Source organism: Enterococcus villorum, assembly GCF_007990225.1.
Classification (GTDB): Bacteria; Bacillota; Bacilli; order Lactobacillales; family Enterococcaceae; genus Enterococcus_B; species Enterococcus_B villorum.
The window spans coordinates 1-15,899 of the sequence record NZ_BJWF01000024.1; the positions used below are offsets into that span (position 1 = coordinate 1).

General features: G+C 37.0%; 16 protein-coding genes. 5 read left to right on the plus strand and 11 right to left on the minus strand.

Annotated elements, in window-relative coordinates; genetic code table 11:
- Positions 1–376: 376 nt before the first annotated feature.
- The 8 genes from EVI01_RS08950 to dnaX all read right to left on the minus strand — a co-directional run bounded on the left by EVI01_RS08950 (position 377) and on the right by dnaX (position 6,272).
- The gene (locus EVI01_RS08950) at positions 377–724 is read right to left on the minus strand and encodes a DNA replication initiation control protein YabA (RefSeq protein WP_010752612.1); all 348 of its coding nucleotides are present in this window, start codon (positions 722–724) and stop codon (positions 377–379) included.
- Positions 717–1,541 (minus strand): PSP1 domain-containing protein, encoded by an 825-nt coding sequence (locus EVI01_RS08955; protein ID WP_010752613.1) that lies wholly within the window; start codon positions 1,539–1,541, stop codon positions 717–719. The genes EVI01_RS08950 and EVI01_RS08955 overlap by 8 nt, the downstream gene beginning before the upstream one ends.
- A gap of 35 nt (positions 1,542–1,576) precedes the next feature.
- Positions 1,577–2,518: a DNA polymerase III subunit delta' gene (gene holB, locus EVI01_RS08960; RefSeq protein ID WP_010752614.1), complete on the minus strand. Its 942-nt coding sequence runs from the start codon at positions 2,516–2,518 to the stop codon at positions 1,577–1,579.
- 8 nt (positions 2,519–2,526) lie between these two features.
- Complete coding sequence (gene darA, locus EVI01_RS08965; protein ID WP_010718688.1) at positions 2,527–2,856, minus strand: cyclic di-AMP receptor DarA; 330 nt, start codon at positions 2,854–2,856, stop codon at positions 2,527–2,529.
- Between the two features lie 14 nt (positions 2,857–2,870).
- Positions 2,871–3,515 (minus strand): dTMP kinase, encoded by a 645-nt coding sequence (tmk, locus tag EVI01_RS08970; protein ID WP_010752615.1) that lies wholly within the window; start codon positions 3,513–3,515, stop codon positions 2,871–2,873.
- Between the two features lie 64 nt (positions 3,516–3,579).
- Positions 3,580–4,176, minus strand: a complete 597-nt coding sequence (gene recR, locus EVI01_RS08975; RefSeq protein ID WP_010752616.1) for a recombination mediator RecR — start codon at positions 4,174–4,176, stop codon at positions 3,580–3,582.
- A 23-nt stretch (positions 4,177–4,199) separates the two neighbouring features.
- Positions 4,200–4,511, minus strand: a complete 312-nt coding sequence (locus EVI01_RS08980; protein WP_010752617.1) for a YbaB/EbfC family nucleoid-associated protein — start codon at positions 4,509–4,511, stop codon at positions 4,200–4,202.
- 24 nt (positions 4,512–4,535) lie between these two features.
- Entirely contained in the window at positions 4,536–6,272 is a 1,737-nt protein-coding gene (gene dnaX / locus EVI01_RS08985; RefSeq protein ID WP_010752618.1) for a DNA polymerase III subunit gamma/tau, read from the minus strand.
- A gap of 265 nt (positions 6,273–6,537) precedes the next feature.
- Here dnaX and EVI01_RS08990 point away from each other — a divergent pair, with 265 nt between their 5' ends.
- The 3 genes from EVI01_RS08990 to EVI01_RS09000 are packed head-to-tail and all read left to right on the plus strand — an operon-like array spanning position 6,538 to position 9,807.
- Positions 6,538–7,785, plus strand: a complete 1,248-nt coding sequence (locus tag EVI01_RS08990) for an SPFH domain-containing protein (RefSeq protein WP_010752619.1) — start codon at positions 6,538–6,540, stop codon at positions 7,783–7,785.
- A gap of 22 nt (positions 7,786–7,807) precedes the next feature.
- Complete coding sequence (locus EVI01_RS08995) at positions 7,808–9,013, plus strand: TFIIB-type zinc ribbon-containing protein (protein WP_010752620.1); 1,206 nt, start codon at positions 7,808–7,810, stop codon at positions 9,011–9,013.
- Positions 9,010–9,807 (plus strand): TPM domain-containing protein, encoded by a 798-nt coding sequence (locus tag EVI01_RS09000; protein WP_010752621.1) that lies wholly within the window; start codon positions 9,010–9,012, stop codon positions 9,805–9,807. The genes EVI01_RS08995 and EVI01_RS09000 overlap by 4 nt, the downstream gene beginning before the upstream one ends.
- Before the next feature lie 257 nt (positions 9,808–10,064).
- Here the strand turns inward: EVI01_RS09000 and EVI01_RS09005 are convergent, their stop codons facing one another.
- The gene (locus EVI01_RS09005; protein ID WP_010752622.1) at positions 10,065–10,721 is read right to left on the minus strand and encodes a Crp/Fnr family transcriptional regulator; all 657 of its coding nucleotides are present in this window, start codon (positions 10,719–10,721) and stop codon (positions 10,065–10,067) included.
- A 191-nt stretch (positions 10,722–10,912) separates the two neighbouring features.
- On the opposite strand from EVI01_RS09005, the gene EVI01_RS09010 reads away from it, so the two are divergent.
- Both EVI01_RS09010 and EVI01_RS09015 read left to right on the plus strand, forming a co-directional pair.
- Positions 10,913–11,191: a hypothetical protein gene (locus EVI01_RS09010; RefSeq protein ID WP_010752623.1), complete on the plus strand. Its 279-nt coding sequence runs from the start codon at positions 10,913–10,915 to the stop codon at positions 11,189–11,191.
- 18 nt (positions 11,192–11,209) lie between these two features.
- On the plus strand, positions 11,210–12,403 hold the full coding sequence (locus EVI01_RS09015) for an MFS transporter (protein WP_010752624.1): 1,194 nt from the start codon (positions 11,210–11,212) through the stop codon (positions 12,401–12,403).
- 104 nt (positions 12,404–12,507) lie between these two features.
- Here EVI01_RS09015 and EVI01_RS09020 read toward each other — a convergent pair whose 3' ends face one another.
- Positions 12,508–14,910: an endo-beta-N-acetylglucosaminidase gene (locus EVI01_RS09020; protein ID WP_010752625.1), complete on the minus strand. Its 2,403-nt coding sequence runs from the start codon at positions 14,908–14,910 to the stop codon at positions 12,508–12,510.
- A gap of 199 nt (positions 14,911–15,109) precedes the next feature.
- Positions 15,110–15,880: a DeoR/GlpR family DNA-binding transcription regulator gene (locus EVI01_RS09025; RefSeq protein WP_010752626.1), complete on the minus strand. Its 771-nt coding sequence runs from the start codon at positions 15,878–15,880 to the stop codon at positions 15,110–15,112.
- Positions 15,881–15,899 lie beyond the last annotated feature (19 nt).

The following is a 15,899-nucleotide window of genomic DNA, read 5'->3' on the forward strand; positions in this document are numbered from 1 at the left end:
GAACACCGTGGGTAAGGTTGTAAGAAGGCTGGTCTGCATCAAGCAATAAGAACGAACAGAGAAAAATAGCTCATCATATTTTTCCTCTGTTTGAGCTTATTGCCGCAGATGCAAGCCTTCGAACACCGTGGATAAGGTCGTGAAAAAAGCGAGTAGTTCTAAGCAAATAAGCAAGTATTTTTCAAAATATGGAAAGCTATTTTAAAAAATACTCGCTTATTGTTGAGGAGTTACTTCTGAAACATGTAGATAAATTCATAAAAAGAGCGATTTGATCCGTGCTCTTATTCATTGCCAAATATAATGAGCAGATGCAAAAAATACAAATAGCAGATATTGTTTTTTAAGAAGCTCATCCTTGTTCCCACGCTTTTGATCAGCGACCGCTTTCTCGGTAGATGACCTCTAAACAAAAAGCGCAAGGTTCGTCATTTTCTCTTCTTGAACCATAGAGATCGTAACAGACATGGAATCCTTCTTCGTAAATTTTTTCTAAGTTCATCCGAGATTTTGAAAGTTCTTGCTTTACGTTATCAGCAGGAGCTTGTGCGACCTGATTTAATTCACGCAAGTGCTCTCTTAAACGCTGGTTTTCCATTTCTAATGTCGTATTTTTTTCAACGATCTCGTGTAATGCATGTTTCATTTCTACCAATTCCGTCAATGTATTTCTTAATTCTGATTCTAATTGGTTTAATCCATCATATAATGATCTCTTATCCATTTATTTCACCTACCTGGATGAAGTTTTTTAATTCATCCCATTCATATTCCACTGGATTCTCTCGTCCTGTTAAACGAACATTTACTAGTCGACTAAGCAAATTCAATCCTACGACTTTCCCTTTACCATCAGGAGTATCAACCGTTGTTCCCAAGTCAGGAAGTGTTTGCTTGACCAATTCGTATTCTTCATTTTCATACTGTAAACAGCACATTAAACGCCCACAAATACCTGATATTTTTGTTGGATTTAAAGATAGACTTTGATTTTTTGCCATTTTGATGGAGACTGGGACAAAATCGCCTAAAAAAGAAGCACAACATAGTGGACGCCCGCACGGACCGATACCACCAACCAATTTTGCTTCGTCCCGCACTCCAATTTGCTGAAGCTCAATTCTAGTACGAAAGACAGCCGCTAAATCTTTAACTAATTCTCGAAAATCAATGCGACCGTCAGCAGTGAATGAAAAAATCAGTTTGCTACGATCTAAAGTATATTCAGCTTGTACGAACTTCATTTCAAGCTGACGTTTTTTTACTTTTTCTTTAGCAACTATTAGCGCTTTTTTAGCATCTATTCTATTTTTTTTACTTTTTTCTATTTCTACTTCTGTCGCTTTGTGTAAAATAGGACTTATTTGATCAGGTAATTTTTCTGAATCAAGTTCTGCTTTAGGGATGGCAACAGTTGCAATATGTAAGTTTTTTTGAGACTCAACGACCACTTTATCATTATAATCATATGTTAAATTATCAGACTGAAAATAATAGATATGACCTGTCTCTTTATAACGGACACCTACTACCTCGACCATTTTCATCCCCCTTGACCAGTATTTTGTACTTATTTTTATTCGTTAATTGTTTGCAAAACAAATTGTTCTGCTATCGCTTGAAAGCTAACATTGCTTCTTAATTTCTGTTCCGCTATTAAAATACGCTCTATTGTTTGATTTATCCGTTTCATTTTATTAAATTTTTCTTCTATGAGATCTTTTTTCAAAGCTTCTTGATAATAAAACAACAAAATGGATAAACCAGTAAATTGTTGTGATTTTTCTTTGAAAATCTTTGTTAGTTTTTTTTGAACGTAAATAAATGCTTGCGTATCATTTTTTTGTAAATATACAAACCATTGGTAAATCGAATCCTTAGCATCATTAAACCATTCATCTTCCGATATTTCAACTGCTTTTCCAAAACTGTTCGTTAAGAAAGCCAAAAGTTTGGCTTTTTCTAATGGAATTTTTGCTTGTTGTAATTTTTGAATCAACACACCTTTAGGTAATTCTTGAAAGTGAAGAATCTGACACCTTGATTGAATTGTTGGCAAAATGCGACCAATTGCGTCCGTTTCAAGGATCGCTAAGAACTCGCCTGGTGGTTCTTCCAAAAATTTTAATAAGCTATTCGCCGCACTTGCATTCATTTTTTCTGCTTCTTGAATCAGAAAAACTTTTTTCCGAGATTCGTAGCCACTACGGCTAAATTCTGTTTGTAATCGTCGGATCTGATCGACTTTGATCGTCTGACCTTCTGGTTGAATCACCAAAACATCTGGATGTTCTTGATTTTTTATTCGTTGACAATTATTACAAACACCACAAGGAAGTTGCTTGTTTTGATTCGTACAAAAAAGATGTTGAGCTAACCAAATACCCATTTCGTGTTTTCCAGTCCCTTTTTCTCCTTCAAAAAGATAAGCATGAGCGAGACGCTCATGCTCAAAACTTCGTTGGAGCTGTTGGTACACGATCGGCTGCATTTGATCCAGTGTAAGTTCTTGATCCATAGCGCCTCCTAAAATTGATGAAATCCTTCAACAGGTAATACAAACACTGTTGCTCCGCCTACTTCAACTTCTACTGGGTAAGGGACACCACCATCCATAGAGATATCTAAAGTGACAGGAGTTGAAACAAATTGTTTTCTAGATTCACACGTTTTTTTAATGATTTCTAATGCTTCTTCTACACGTTCGTCTTCGATACCTACTATGAATGTGCTGTTCCCGGCTTTTAAGAATCCACCAGTTGAAGATAATTTTGTGGCACGGATGTTGGCATCAATTAATTCGTTGGATAGACGATTGCTGTCTTTGTCTTGGATAATAGCTAAAATGATTTTCATATACAGTCACCTTCCTAATTTTCAAAAAATTGTGGATATTGTTCAATAATCACTTGGTAGCTTGTTTGGAGTACCTCTTCAAAGCTTTTTCTTGCATCAATTTTATAAATGCGTTCAGGATTTTCTTCTGCTAATTTCAAATAAGCATGACGTACACGCTGATGAAATTCTAATCCTTCTGAATCCAGTCGATCAATTTGGTCATGTCGATTTTCTTCAATACGGCGTAACCCGGTGTCTGAATCAATATCAAGATAGAGGGTAAAATCGGGTGTGGTACCTTCTGTAGCAAATTCATTCAAACGTGCAATTTCAGAAACCCCTATTCTACGACCTGCTCCTTGATAGGCAAGCGAGCTGTCAACAAATCGATCGCATAAAACGATGGTTCCTTCTGATAAAGCAGGAAGTACTTTTTCTACCAAATGTTGTCTCCTTGCTGCTGCATACAATAAGGCTTCTGTACGCTCGTCCATTCGATCATTTTTTGGATCAAGAATGACCGCACGAATTTCTTCAGCGATTGGAATACCACCTGGTTCTCTTGTTTGAATAATATTTTTTTTTGCTACTTTTTTCAAAAGAGGAAATAATTCATTTAAAATGCTGGTTTTTCCAGCGCCATCTGGTCCCTCAATTGTAATAAATAGTCCGTTCACATTTTTGCCCCCATCTCTCGTGTTACTTCTTTATTGTAGCTGAAAATCTTTTTTTATAAAAAATTTATAACTCACGTCTACCTTCCACCGCTTTTAACAGCGTGACCTCATCTGCATATTCAATATCTGAGCCCACGGATAAACCATGCGCTAGTCGTGTGACTTTGATGCCAGCGGGTTTGATCAAACGAGAAAGATACATTGCTGTAGCTTCCCCTTCTGTTGTGGCATTTGTAGCTATGATCACTTCTTTTACTTGATCATCATGTAGTCGTTCAAGTAATGAAGAAATATTAATATCTTCTGGACCTGTCCCTTCCATGGGGGAAAGTACCCCATGTAAGACGTGATAAAGACCATGGTATTCACGCATTTTTTCTAATGCCATCACGTCTTTGGGTTCTTCAACCACTAAGATGATTCCTTTATCTCTTGAAGGATCTTTACATATTTCACAAGGATCTTCTTCTGTGATATTGCCACAGATACTACAAAAATGGAGGTCTCGCTTGACACTTAATAAAGATTTAGCAAATTCATTCACAACTTCGTCTTTCATATCTATTGTATAAAAAGCTAATCTTGTGGCAGTTTTTTGACCAATTCCAGGAAGTCTCATGTAACTATCAATCAATTTTGCAATTGGTTCTGGATATTGCATATTTATTACCCCTTTAGGAAAAATTAGAAGGGTAGCCCCTTAGTGTATTTCCCCATTGTTTTTTCAGATTCTGTGTCGATTTTTGTTAACGCATCGTTTACCGCCATCATCAATAAATCTTGTAACATTTCTGTGTCTTCTGGATCAACGACCCCTTCTTGAATTTGGATGTCTTTCATTCGGCGATTGCCAGTAAAAACAACTTTTACTAATTCGTTCGTTGCAACACCTGTAAATTCTGTTTCATTTAATTTTTCTTGAGCTTCCACCATTTCTTTTTGCATTTTTTGTACTTGTTTCATCATGCCTTGCATATTTCCCATTCCACGCATCATAATTCTCATTCTCCTTTTTTATATTTAATCATCAATGATCGTTACGACGTCTGCTCCAAAGATTTCTTCTGCTTTTGAGACGATCGCATTTTCTGTTGGTTCTTCTTGAGGAAGCAATTCGATCTCTTGCTCTGCCTCAACTGGTGCGAAGGAATCTTCTATTCCTCCGTCTTTGGCTTGGATCAAATAGTCTTTACGAATCACGGGCCAGCTTTCTCTTGTGATGTAAACAGAATCTGGCGCATACTCTTTGATCATTCGACTTAAATTGTTGTGAATCGTTAATTGCAACTCTTCATCATTTGCAGCACGCTGACAAACAATCTCATAATCAAAGGCAATCACTAAACCTGTTGGACTTGCCGCTACTGGTTCACTGGCCTTTAGCATGGCGCGTTGCGTAACAGATAAGCTCATCAACAAATCATCCCAGACTTCTTTAACCTCATTTAAATGTTTTCTGGTTGCTTCTCTTAATACTTTGTAGACTCGTTCCGTCGGTATACGGTATGTGCTTGCTTGTTTCTTTTGTACAGGTGCCTGACTTTGCTTGGGAGGTGCTGAAGGATTGCTACCATTCTTTTTAATTGCATTAATTTCTTTTTTTAATTCTTGAATTTCTGTTTGCAATTTTGTGATGAGTTGGTTATCCCATTCACTGGCTTGTCCCATGGCAGGACTAGAAGATTGTGCTAACTTGACTGTGGCAACTTCTAAATAGATTGTTGCGCTATTAGTAAAGCGAATCTCATTTTGTGTGTCACTTAAAATTCGAATCATCTGAAACAATTGGTCAGCGGAAACTTCTTTTGATAGTGCAACAAATGGCTCTCTGATCGTCGTTGTGCGTTCAGCTACTAGATTGGGTGCCTGCTGATACATCAAGAGATCGCGACAATATTGCAACAGGTCTTCTAAGAAACGACGTGATTCTTTGCCAGCGGCTAATATAGTAGCTAATGTCTCTAGCGCTTTAGGTACATCCTTTCCCACACAAGCACCTAAAAACTCGTCCATCATCTCATTCGTCAAACTACCGGTGACTTGCATGGCATCATCCAAAGTAACCAGACCATCGCTAAACGAGATCGCCTGATCCATGATACTTAACGCATCACGCATACCACCTTCTGCTGCACGTGCGATTACCCCTAAAGCGGCTTCTTCATAACGAATCTCTGATTTGTTTAAAATAAACGCTAAATGTTCCACAATATCAGATGCACTAATTCGTTTAAAATCAAAACGTTGCGTTCTAGAAATAATCGTGGCTGGTATTTTATGTGGCTCAGTTGTCGCCAAAATAAAAATAACATTTTCTTTTGGTTCTTCTAATGTCTTCAATAAAGCATTGAACGCTCCTGTAGAAAGCATATGCACTTCATCAATGATATAGATTTTATAAGCTGCTTTTGTTGGGGCGTAATTTGCTCGATCACGTATAAAGCGGATCTCTTCTACACCGTTATTGCTCGCTGCATCAATTTCAATAACGTCTTCTTGTGTTCCAGCTGTAATTGACTGACACATTTCGCATTCATTGCATGGTTCTCCGTCTTGACTATTGGGGCAGTTAATTGCTTTTGCAAAAATTTTGGCGGCACTCGTTTTACCAGTTCCACGTGGGCCAGTAAACAAATAAGCATGAGAAATTTTGTGGGAAACGATCGCATTTTTCAAAGTCTGTGTCACTGCTTTTTGTCCGACAATGTCTTCGAAGCGCTGCGAACGCCAAACGCGATATAGTGCTTGATATGCCATGAAGATCCCCCTTTTTTGAAAAATTCACTATCTTTTATTATACGTGATTTTGCTAAAAAAAACTACTATAGTTATTGGAAGTTACGAGACCTTTTACGTCTCCTTTGAACAGGAAGAACCTTTATTTATTTCTTTCCTTGCTTTAAATTCTTTCATCAAAAATATCGCATTCTCCATCTTCCGCCTGAGAGCTTTTTGTTTCTCCTATGGTATAATAAGGACATTCAGTCATACAACCATTATTTCATTAAGGGAGGAATTTTTTATGGGTCTTATTAAAGCAGCAACAAGCATGATTGGTGGCGGATTAGCCGATCAATGGCTTGAGGTAATTGAACCGGATAATATGAGTGATACAACGGTTATGACTAAAGGCGTAAAGGTAAGAAAAGATGACAAACGTGGGTCAAATCGCAAAGGGACAGAAGACTTTTTAACGGATGGTACGGTCGTTCATGTCTATCCAAATATGATGATGCTTCTTGTCGATGGTGGTAAAATCATCGATTACACGGCTGAAGAAGGCTATTATACCATTAAAAATGATTCTGCTCCATCTATGTTTAATGGTTCATTGAAGGGGGCTATTGCCGAAACCTTTGATCGTTTTAAATTTGGCGGTGTGACACCACAAAAACAACAAGTATTTTATGTTAATTTACAAGAAATCAAAGGCATTAAATTTGGGACAAGTTCTCCATTGAACTATTTTGATAATTTTTATAATGCAGAATTGTTCTTACGTGCCCATGGAACATACTCTATTCATATCACTGATCCTATTTTATTTTATACCAATGCGATACCTAAAAATAAAACCCAAGTAGAAATCAGTGACATTAACGAACAATACCTGGCAGAGTTTTTAACTGCTTTACAAGCTGCTATCAATCAAATGTCTGCAGATGGTCAACGGATTTCTTATGTCCCATCAAAAAGCTTGGAATTAAGTAAATACATGGGCACTGTGTTAGATGATTCTTGGAAAGAACTACGTGGCATGGAAATCGTTTCTGTGGCTGTCGCAAGTATTTCTTACACAGATGATTCAGTGAAATTGATCAACATGCGCAATGAAGGAGCTATGCTAGGTGATCCAAGTGTTCGTGAAGGATACGTACAAGGTTCGATCGCTCGCGGTATGGAAGCTGCTGGAAAAAATGATGCTGGTGCGATGACGGGCTTTATGGGCATGGGAATGGGAATGAATGCAAACGGTTCTTACCTTTCGCAAGCAGCTCAAAATAACCAAGAACAAATGAAACAGCAAGCGGAAAAACAAAATCAACAAAGTGCTCAAGGAAATGATCAAACTTGGACATGCCCTGTCTGTGGCACAGAAAATACTGGGAAATTCTGTTCAAACTGTGGCGCAGCAAAACCAGTGGCCAATACACAACCAAAATTACAAATGAAATGCAGTGAATGTCATGAAGTAGTGGATCTTTCCAATGGTATCCCTAAATTTTGCCCGAATTGTGGAAAATCATTCAAAGGAATTCCACTCGACTAAGACTTAGAAAGGGGTGGCTAAATTGGATGTTCTAACACATAAATGCCCGAATTGTGGTGGCCCTCTCCCTTTTGATCCTAAAGATCAAAAATTCCATTGTGAGTACTGTTTAAACGTTTATACAGAGGCTGAAGTTAGTCAGTATGAACAAACACAAAAAGAAGCCCGCAACGTTGATACGAAAGATCAAACACAACAAAAAGAAGGTCCGAAAGAAGATTTCACTTTTACGGCAGATGAACAGCTAGATCAGATGAATGAAGCAGAAAAAAAAGCCTTTGAAGAAGCAGGTGGTTTTACTGATTCGAGTGATCAAGCCACTCCTAGTAAATCTGCGGATGAAGAAACGACGATGGAACTGTTTCTTTGTCCTAGTTGTGGGGCAGAAATTGTAACAGATGCAACGACTGCTGCTACTTATTGTTATTATTGCCACAATCCAGTGGTTTTATCTGGTCGTTTAAGCGGGAAATTTTTACCTAATAAAGTCTTGCCTTTTGCAGTTGAAAAAGAAGAAGCTATCGAAAAGTTTCTCGCCTGGACAAAGAAAAAATGGTTTATTCCTAAAGCATTCTTTAATAAAGAGCAAATTGACAAACTCACGGGTGTTTATTTTCCTTACTGGGCAACCGATGCAACCGTTGATGGCTCTTTGCAAGCAAATGGCACGGTCATTCGTATTTGGCGAGTAGGTGATATTGAATATACTGAAACAAAACAATTCGCCGTTCATAGACAAGGCGCTCTTTCTTTTAAAGAATTAGTTAAAAATGCTTTATCTAAAAATACACAACAAAAAATGGTTGAGGCCGTTCAGCCCTTTCCTTTAGACAAAGCGATTGATTTTAAAAGTCAGTATCTAGCGGGTTTCCAAGCTGAAAAACGTGATATCGAATACGAGGCAATCAAATCTCAAGTGCAAGGAGAGTTGCAAGATTATTCTGAAAAACTTTTGCGTGACACAGCAAACGGTTATACGACACTTACAAATGTTCACACATCTGCAAATATCACTAGCGAAAAAAACGAGTATGTTCTTCTTCCAGTGTGGTTAGTTACCTATCGTAGCAGTGATGCCAATAAAAAAGTCTATTATTATGCTATGAATGGTCAAACAGGAAAAGTAAGTGGCGTTTTACCGATCAGCCACAAGAAACTTGGCTTAACAGCTTTTGGTCTCTTTGCTGTCTTAGCCATCCTCTTTATGATTGGAGGGTATTTGATATGAAAAAAAAGAGCTTACTCTTTTTTCTTGCCATACTAAGATTTTTTTGGAGCGTTTCAGTAGAAGCTGCTACCCCAACTATCAACGATGAGGCGGGTTTATTTACGCAAGAACAGATTCAAACTTTAGAAAAACAAGCTCAGCCGATCAATGAAAAAATAAGAGGACAGCTCTTTATCGTGACCACGACTGCCAATTCGGAAGAGCCTCGAACGTTTGCCGACAACTACTTAAGAGAAGCGATTGGAAACAACCAGAATGGCTCCGTTTTATTAATGGATATGGGGCAACGTGAAATTTATATTTCAACCTCTGGCAACATGATCGATTATTTAGATGACAAGCGAATTGATAATACGTTAGATGACGTATATAACCAAATGAAGAATGCGGATTATTTTGAAGCAGCCAACGCTTATTTGTCCAAAACATCCGAATATGTGGATGCTGGCGTGCCTGGTGGTCATTATCGAATCGATGAAGAAACCGGTAAAATCACTCGTTATAAAGTCCTCACAACCACAGAAATCATTATTGCGATTGTCTTAGCTCTGGTTTTAAGTCTGGTTTTCTATTTTGTGACGGTTTCTAGGTATCAATTAAAGTCGGGGACTTACAAATATCCATTTAGAGAAAAAGCAAGCATAAAATTAACTGATAAAACAGATCGTCTGACGAATTCTTTTGTCACCACCCGAAGAATTCCAAAAAGTCCGCCTCCAGGTAGTGGCGGTGGCGGAAGTACGACCCATTCAAGTGGTGGTGGTACTTTTGGCGGCGGTGGCCGTAGCTTTTAACAGGAGAAAAGAAGGTTCTGGGACAATACATCTCACTCAAACCTTTAAAACCGATAAACGATATTTGTCATTTGTAAAGAAAGAATTCTTTACTTTTTATCCCTAGCTCATTTCAAAAGATGATCACTTATTTGATCAGAGCTAAACACTGCTTTCATAACTATATCCTTAAAATAAGATACTTCCTTCGTGCACTGTCCGCTTAGGCACAGCTACATGAAGGAAGCATCTTATTTTTATGATTCACTTGAATAACGCTAAAAAATAATATTGTCTTCTAGTAAATCCATATTGGTAATAATGATTCGGTGATCCTTGACCATAATGATCCCATTTTCCTTTAATTGTTTTAAAATCCGACTCACGCTACTAGCCGTAGAAATGCCACAAAATTTAGCAATTTCTTCATTGGTGATCACAAAATCAATCATCAATCCTGCTTCTGTACGAACACCAAATAAGTCATATAATTCATACAGTTGCGTACATACAGCTCCTAATTTACCATTTAAAAGCATCTGTTGCATTTTTTTCATTGAATAAAGTAATCGATATCGATAATACTCTTTCACATAATGTTGCATTTTTGGGTCTTCATTAATATGTTCCCAAAATTTTACGCGATTGATTCGGTAAAATTCTGCATATTCCGATTCCACACGAATATTATATGGTGAATCAATGAATTGAGAGTACTCGTCTTTTAAAAGAGAAACAATTTCAAGATCTTTGATATATCTTAAATTAAATTCTCTCCCATCATTTGAGATAACACTCGCCTTCACTGTTCCTTCTTTTAAAATATACGTATAACAATCTTCCACCCCTTCAAAAGTCAGATACTTATGATATCTTTTGCGTACAATCGGAAATTGATTCTTTTCTAAGTATTCCTTTAACACTTGACTATCCAATCATGCTCCCCCATCCAAATATTCCTCTAAAAAGATCATACAAGATTTCTACGTATTTTAAAGCTCAAAGGTATTTTACTAATGATATTAACATTTGTTAAGTACTATTTTGTATAACGCACGCGATTTTTTTCTTTTTATTGTTTCGTTATACTGCGAATGTAAAATTTTTTAAGAATAGAGGGAAAAAAATGAATTACTGGATGAAAACAATTATTAATCGACTTGAAACAGCTTATCAAACAAGGTTTGATATGAAAGCTTCTTTGGTTTTCTTAAATGATGCTTACCAAAATTCAATTGAATTAATCAAAGCGGTTGATGAACAACCATCAAATGAACTAGAAGAATTTCTTGAATTATTTATGACGACTCGTGACTTATTTATTCGCCAATTGGTTGACCGTTACCCATCAAATTATCATGATGTCGAAGTACAAATTCAAAAATTAAAAGCTTATTCAGATTAAGGGGAAAACACAAAACAAATGGAAAACAAATTATTCAATAAACACTTTATCGGTATTACAGTGATTAACTTCATTGTCTACTTAATTTATTATTTACTGATGGTCATTATCGCTGTCATTGCTCAAGATAATCTGCATGCAAGCATGAGCCAAGCTGGATTCGCTTCTGGCATTTATATTATCGGTACTTTGTTGGCCCGTTTATTTATGGGGAAACAACTGGAATTATTCGGCCGTAAATTCACCTTACGTGGTGGTGCTATTTTTTATCTACTCTCTACTTTAGCTTATCTTTTTACCCCAACCATTGGGATCTTATATCTTGTTCGTTTTTTAAATGGGTTTGGTTACGGGACGGTTTCAACTGCTACCAATGCGATTGTAACAGCTTATATCCCTGAATCGAAAAAAGGTGAAGGAATTAATTATTACGGTCTAAGTACAAGTTTAGCTGCTGCAATTGGTCCATTTTTAGGCATGGTTTTACTAAATTTAACCGACTTCCATTTTATTATTTGGTTTTCAATCGTTTTAGTTTTTCTTGTCACCATTGCGTGTTTAGTGTTTCCTGTCAAAAATATCACTTTATCTGATGTACAGAAAAAATCATTACAATCTTGGAATATCAATGGATTTATCGAGAAAAAAGCGTTGTTTATTTCAGGAATTGCCTTTTTAATGGGGCTTTCTTACTCAAGTGTCTTGTCATTTTTGTCCTCCTATACGAAAGTCATTCACTTAGTAGCTGCTGGTTCTTTTTTCTTTGTTGTATATGCTTTAGTCATTACGTTTACTCGCCCATTAACTGGACGAATTTTTGATGCAAAAGGTGAAAAATATGTCATGTATCCAAGTTATTTGTTTTTAACAGCCGGATTATTTCTATTAAGTGCTACAACCAATAGTTTCATACTACTTCTTTCAGGAGCATTAGTGGGTTTAGGCTATGGTACATTTATGTCTAATGGGCAAGCGGTTTGTTTAAAAATTGTCAAAGAACATCGAATCAGTATCGCTCTTTCCACTTATTTTATCGGATTAGACCTAGGGCTTGGTGTAGGACCGTATTTAATGGGGATATTGAAATCATATACTTCATTTAGAGGATTATATATTATTTCTGGCATTATTCCATTAATATGTACAATTTTGTATCTCGTTTACAATAAGAAAAAAGCTCACTCGTTGAAAATTGAACAAACTTCTTTTTAATTGACGCAGGATAATGAACTGTAGAAAAGGACAACCAAAAAAGCAGATTTAGGGCTTTCTTGGTTGTCTTTTTTCTTTAAGTCAAATGACTTTGATCGTATCCTTTATTCATTCAAACCATAAACTTCTAATTCATAGAGACGAACAGCAGAATCTGCGCCTTGCGTTGGTTGATCAACGATGACTCTGACAAATCTTGCCGTAGTGACGGCAAAAGTATTTAAAGTCATTCCTTGAGTATTATTTGTTGTTCGTGATACTTCATGAAATTTTTCGCCATCTTCGCTGACTTCGATGGTATAGGCTTTTGTATTCATACTTGCACTTTCACCACCTGCAAAAGCATGAGCCATTTGGACTTCACTAATTGTTTTAGCTGTTCCTAAATCAACAGTGATTGTATGAGGCGCACTACCTACCGCACACCACTTTGTCCCAAGGTCACCATCTACAGCAAAACGTGGTGCCTCTGATTCATTGACATAAGATGAAGCTTCTACTTTTGCTCCTCTAGATAATAAGGAAAGCCCCCCTTGTGCTTTCGTTGTGATCGTGACGATTCCTTTCATGACAGTTGTTGTTTCTCCAGCTTCGTTGCTCGCTGTTAATTCTACATCATAAACCCCTTCCTTAGAATAAGTGACTGTCTCATTTCCAGACCAAGCTAATCGAATGCCGGCATTCATTCCTTCTTCATCAAAAGTAATATCCTCAATACTTACGTCACTGACTGTTGTTGTAGGAAGCGTTTCTTTGGGTGTCACAGCTATTTGTCCGAAATGAATGGCATAATTCTCCTCATTTTTTGCAGAAGATACTTCATAGGAAATAGAGGTCACAACTTTACCAACTACCTTATTTAAATGATAGGAAACAGTTGTCCAATCATCGGTTATTTTTTTATCGCCGTTAAGCGTTTGCTTCGTGCCATCTTCAAATCCTAATACAAGTTTTAAAGAGGTTCGATCAGTCGCTTTAGCAGTTGTCGTAAAGGTCATATTCTTTTCTATTTTGACTTTTGTTTGATAAAGTTTGATTTTACTTGAAACTTTTTCTGCCATTTTCCCTTTAAAAGCTAATGAACTCCCACCATTAAAAGCGGTCGTATAATCTACGCTACCAGTTAGGTCATTACCTGTACCTTCTTCAATAATAAAACGGTAAGTCGGCAGGATATCTTGTAAACTACGATTATTCCACTCTTTCGTTGAGACTTGTTTTCCATCGATAGAATAACCATAGCCATTTCCTACGTTAAAGTTGGTAACGAAAGGCCATTGGTTGATGGCAGTTTGTTCGACAGAAAAAGTAGAAATTCCTGGCCAGTTTGTGCCTACAGGAAGTACGCTTTTGGTTGGATCTCCTTGCTCATTGATCCAAAACTTTTCTTCTTTTTGTTGATATTCATCAGGATTATTAGCAGAAGAATACGTCCAACTTGGAACATAGAGACCTAGCGAGGTATAAGGTATTCCTTGATTATCTGCAAATAAATTCCATTTTACTGGTGTGTCATAGCCTTTTTCTTGAACATCGATACCGGCAAATAAGTTGTAAGGATCAATGCCTAAACTCTCGGCTTTTTCCTTTGATTGGCGTAATAAATCTTGGCTTGCTAAACTATCCGTATTCCACCAAAAGTTTAGAAACATGCTGTCGGCTACAGGATTTAAATTTGCATCCACTAAGTAATCTTGGTTATGATCCGTCAAAGCATTTTGCCAATCCATTTTTCCATCATTGGTCATCGAATCATACCACATCACTTCTAATTTCCCTGCTGATTTTTGTTTAAATTCTACGATCAATTCTTTCATCAAATCAGCATGCTTTTTATTCAAGCCTGTTTCCGTTTCTTGGTTGATAAACCAGCCATCAAAGCCATATTTTTCAGCTACTTCAATCATTTTATCCACAATTGGAAAATGACCAGTCGCATCTTTTTCTAAAAAGGTATTCAACCATTCGATTTTTCCACCATGTGCGCCTTGTGGGAAAAAGATCGTGCCTAAAACTGGCACCCCATTTTTATGAGCTGCATCTGTGACATCTGGACTTGGAGGAACAATGAGTCCTTCACCAGATGATCCGCCCCAATAAACTAGCTGATCAATATATTGCCAATTCGAAAAAACATTGGCATCAAATTGATTCGTTCCTCGTGGCGCATTTCCACTCGTGCTGCTATTCATAATGGATAAAGCAACTACTTTCATTTTCTCGTTTTGCGTGCGATTTGATTTTAATAATTGCGATTTTTCTACTCGTTTTGCTAATGCTTCGACACTAACATTGTATTTCGCATCCGCATCTTGATCAAACGACCATGCCAATAATTCATTGGGAAACCAATAAGATGATTCCGGTTGGTTGTTCATTGATACGATCGATGTCTCTGTGTGTTTTGAATCCTCTTGTGCATCAACAAATTCTGCATTTAACACTACACTTGTCAAAGAAACGGCTACCAACATTCCAGTTTTTAAATTTCTTTTCAGTTTTTTCATTGATTCCTCCTATATTCATTTGCGCCTTTATTTCATTTTTTTAAAGTAATTATTCATCGCTCCTTCCTTGATTATTTCATTACACACAACAATGATAGCGCTTACTAAAATAGGTGTACATGAACAAACTATAGATTTATTGACACAAATTATAGGTGTTATCATTGAAATCAACTCTCTAAATTGTTCTGTGTAATCATCAATAAAAACATTGGGTATGATGTTCCTGAAGTTTCATTAATTGCTCATTAGACAATTTCTTACTTGTGACAAAATAATCAATTTCATGACTAGCAATCGCTTGGTGGATGAACCGTTGTTCTAATTTTTCTTGTGTGGCCAATACCATCAAGTGATTGGCTTGCTTGCGAAAGGCTCGTTTTACTAATGCTTCTCCTTCGTGAGTTTCTGTCACTCCTTGATAAAAATCAAAACCTCGGCAACTAATAATTGCTAAATCTGCTGAGTAGGTCAACACATCATTATAGGCTTTTGCTCCGTTGATCGTCGCACGTTTTTGAACGATGGTACCACCAACAACTGAAACTTTAGCGGATGTAAATTCGCTTAGCATCGCAGCCGTGATAATTCCATTAGTAATAATTTGCAATCCTTCGAATCGTCCTAGATTACGAACTAAATGTAAACTAGTGGTGCTAGAATCCAAAAACAACACCATGTCATCCTTAATCACCGTAGAAGCCAAATCAGCAATGTAGCGTTTTTCAGTTGCTTCATCTAACTGAGTGATTTTCATCATATATGGTACATCAATTTTTTGATTATCCACCAACATGGCTCCCCCACGAACTCGGCGAATCAAGCCACTCTTTTCTAATAAGACAAGGTCTCTTTTAACCGTGGCTTCACTATAATTGACCAAGTCCACTAAATCAGTAATTTTCGCAAATTGATTTAGTTTGAGATGATTCACAATTTGTTGTTGGCGGTCTTCTACATCACTTAACATCTTTTCCCCTCCTCTATGA

Bases quoted from the DNA above. Each gene is read 5' to 3' on its own strand.
- EVI01_RS08950 (WP_010752612.1), bottom strand. From the start codon at position 724: ATGGATAAGAGATCATTATATGATGGATTAAACCAATTAGAATCAGAA.
- EVI01_RS08955 (WP_010752613.1), bottom strand. From the start codon at position 1,541: ATGGTCGAGGTAGTAGGTGTCCGTTATAAAGAGACAGGTCATATCTAT.
- holB (WP_010752614.1), bottom strand. From the start codon at position 2,518: ATGGATCAAGAACTTACACTGGATCAAATGCAGCCGATCGTGTACCAA.
- darA (WP_010718688.1), bottom strand. From the start codon at position 2,856: ATGAAAATCATTTTAGCTATTATCCAAGACAAAGACAGCAATCGTCTA.
- recR (WP_010752616.1), bottom strand. From the start codon at position 4,176: ATGCAATATCCAGAACCAATTGCAAAATTGATTGATAGTTACATGAGA.
- EVI01_RS08980 (WP_010752617.1), bottom strand. From the start codon at position 4,511: ATGATGCGTGGAATGGGAAATATGCAAGGCATGATGAAACAAGTACAA.
- dnaX (WP_010752618.1), bottom strand. From the start codon at position 6,272: ATGGCATATCAAGCACTATATCGCGTTTGGCGTTCGCAGCGCTTCGAA.
- EVI01_RS08990 (WP_010752619.1), top strand. From the start codon at position 6,538: ATGGGTCTTATTAAAGCAGCAACAAGCATGATTGGTGGCGGATTAGCC.
- EVI01_RS09000 (WP_010752621.1), top strand. From the start codon at position 9,010: ATGAAAAAAAAGAGCTTACTCTTTTTTCTTGCCATACTAAGATTTTTT.
- EVI01_RS09010 (WP_010752623.1), top strand. From the start codon at position 10,913: ATGAATTACTGGATGAAAACAATTATTAATCGACTTGAAACAGCTTAT.
- EVI01_RS09015 (WP_010752624.1), top strand. From the start codon at position 11,210: ATGGAAAACAAATTATTCAATAAACACTTTATCGGTATTACAGTGATT.
- EVI01_RS09020 (WP_010752625.1), bottom strand. From the start codon at position 14,910: ATGAAAAAACTGAAAAGAAATTTAAAAACTGGAATGTTGGTAGCCGTT.
- EVI01_RS09025 (WP_010752626.1), bottom strand. From the start codon at position 15,880: ATGTTAAGTGATGTAGAAGACCGCCAACAACAAATTGTGAATCATCTC.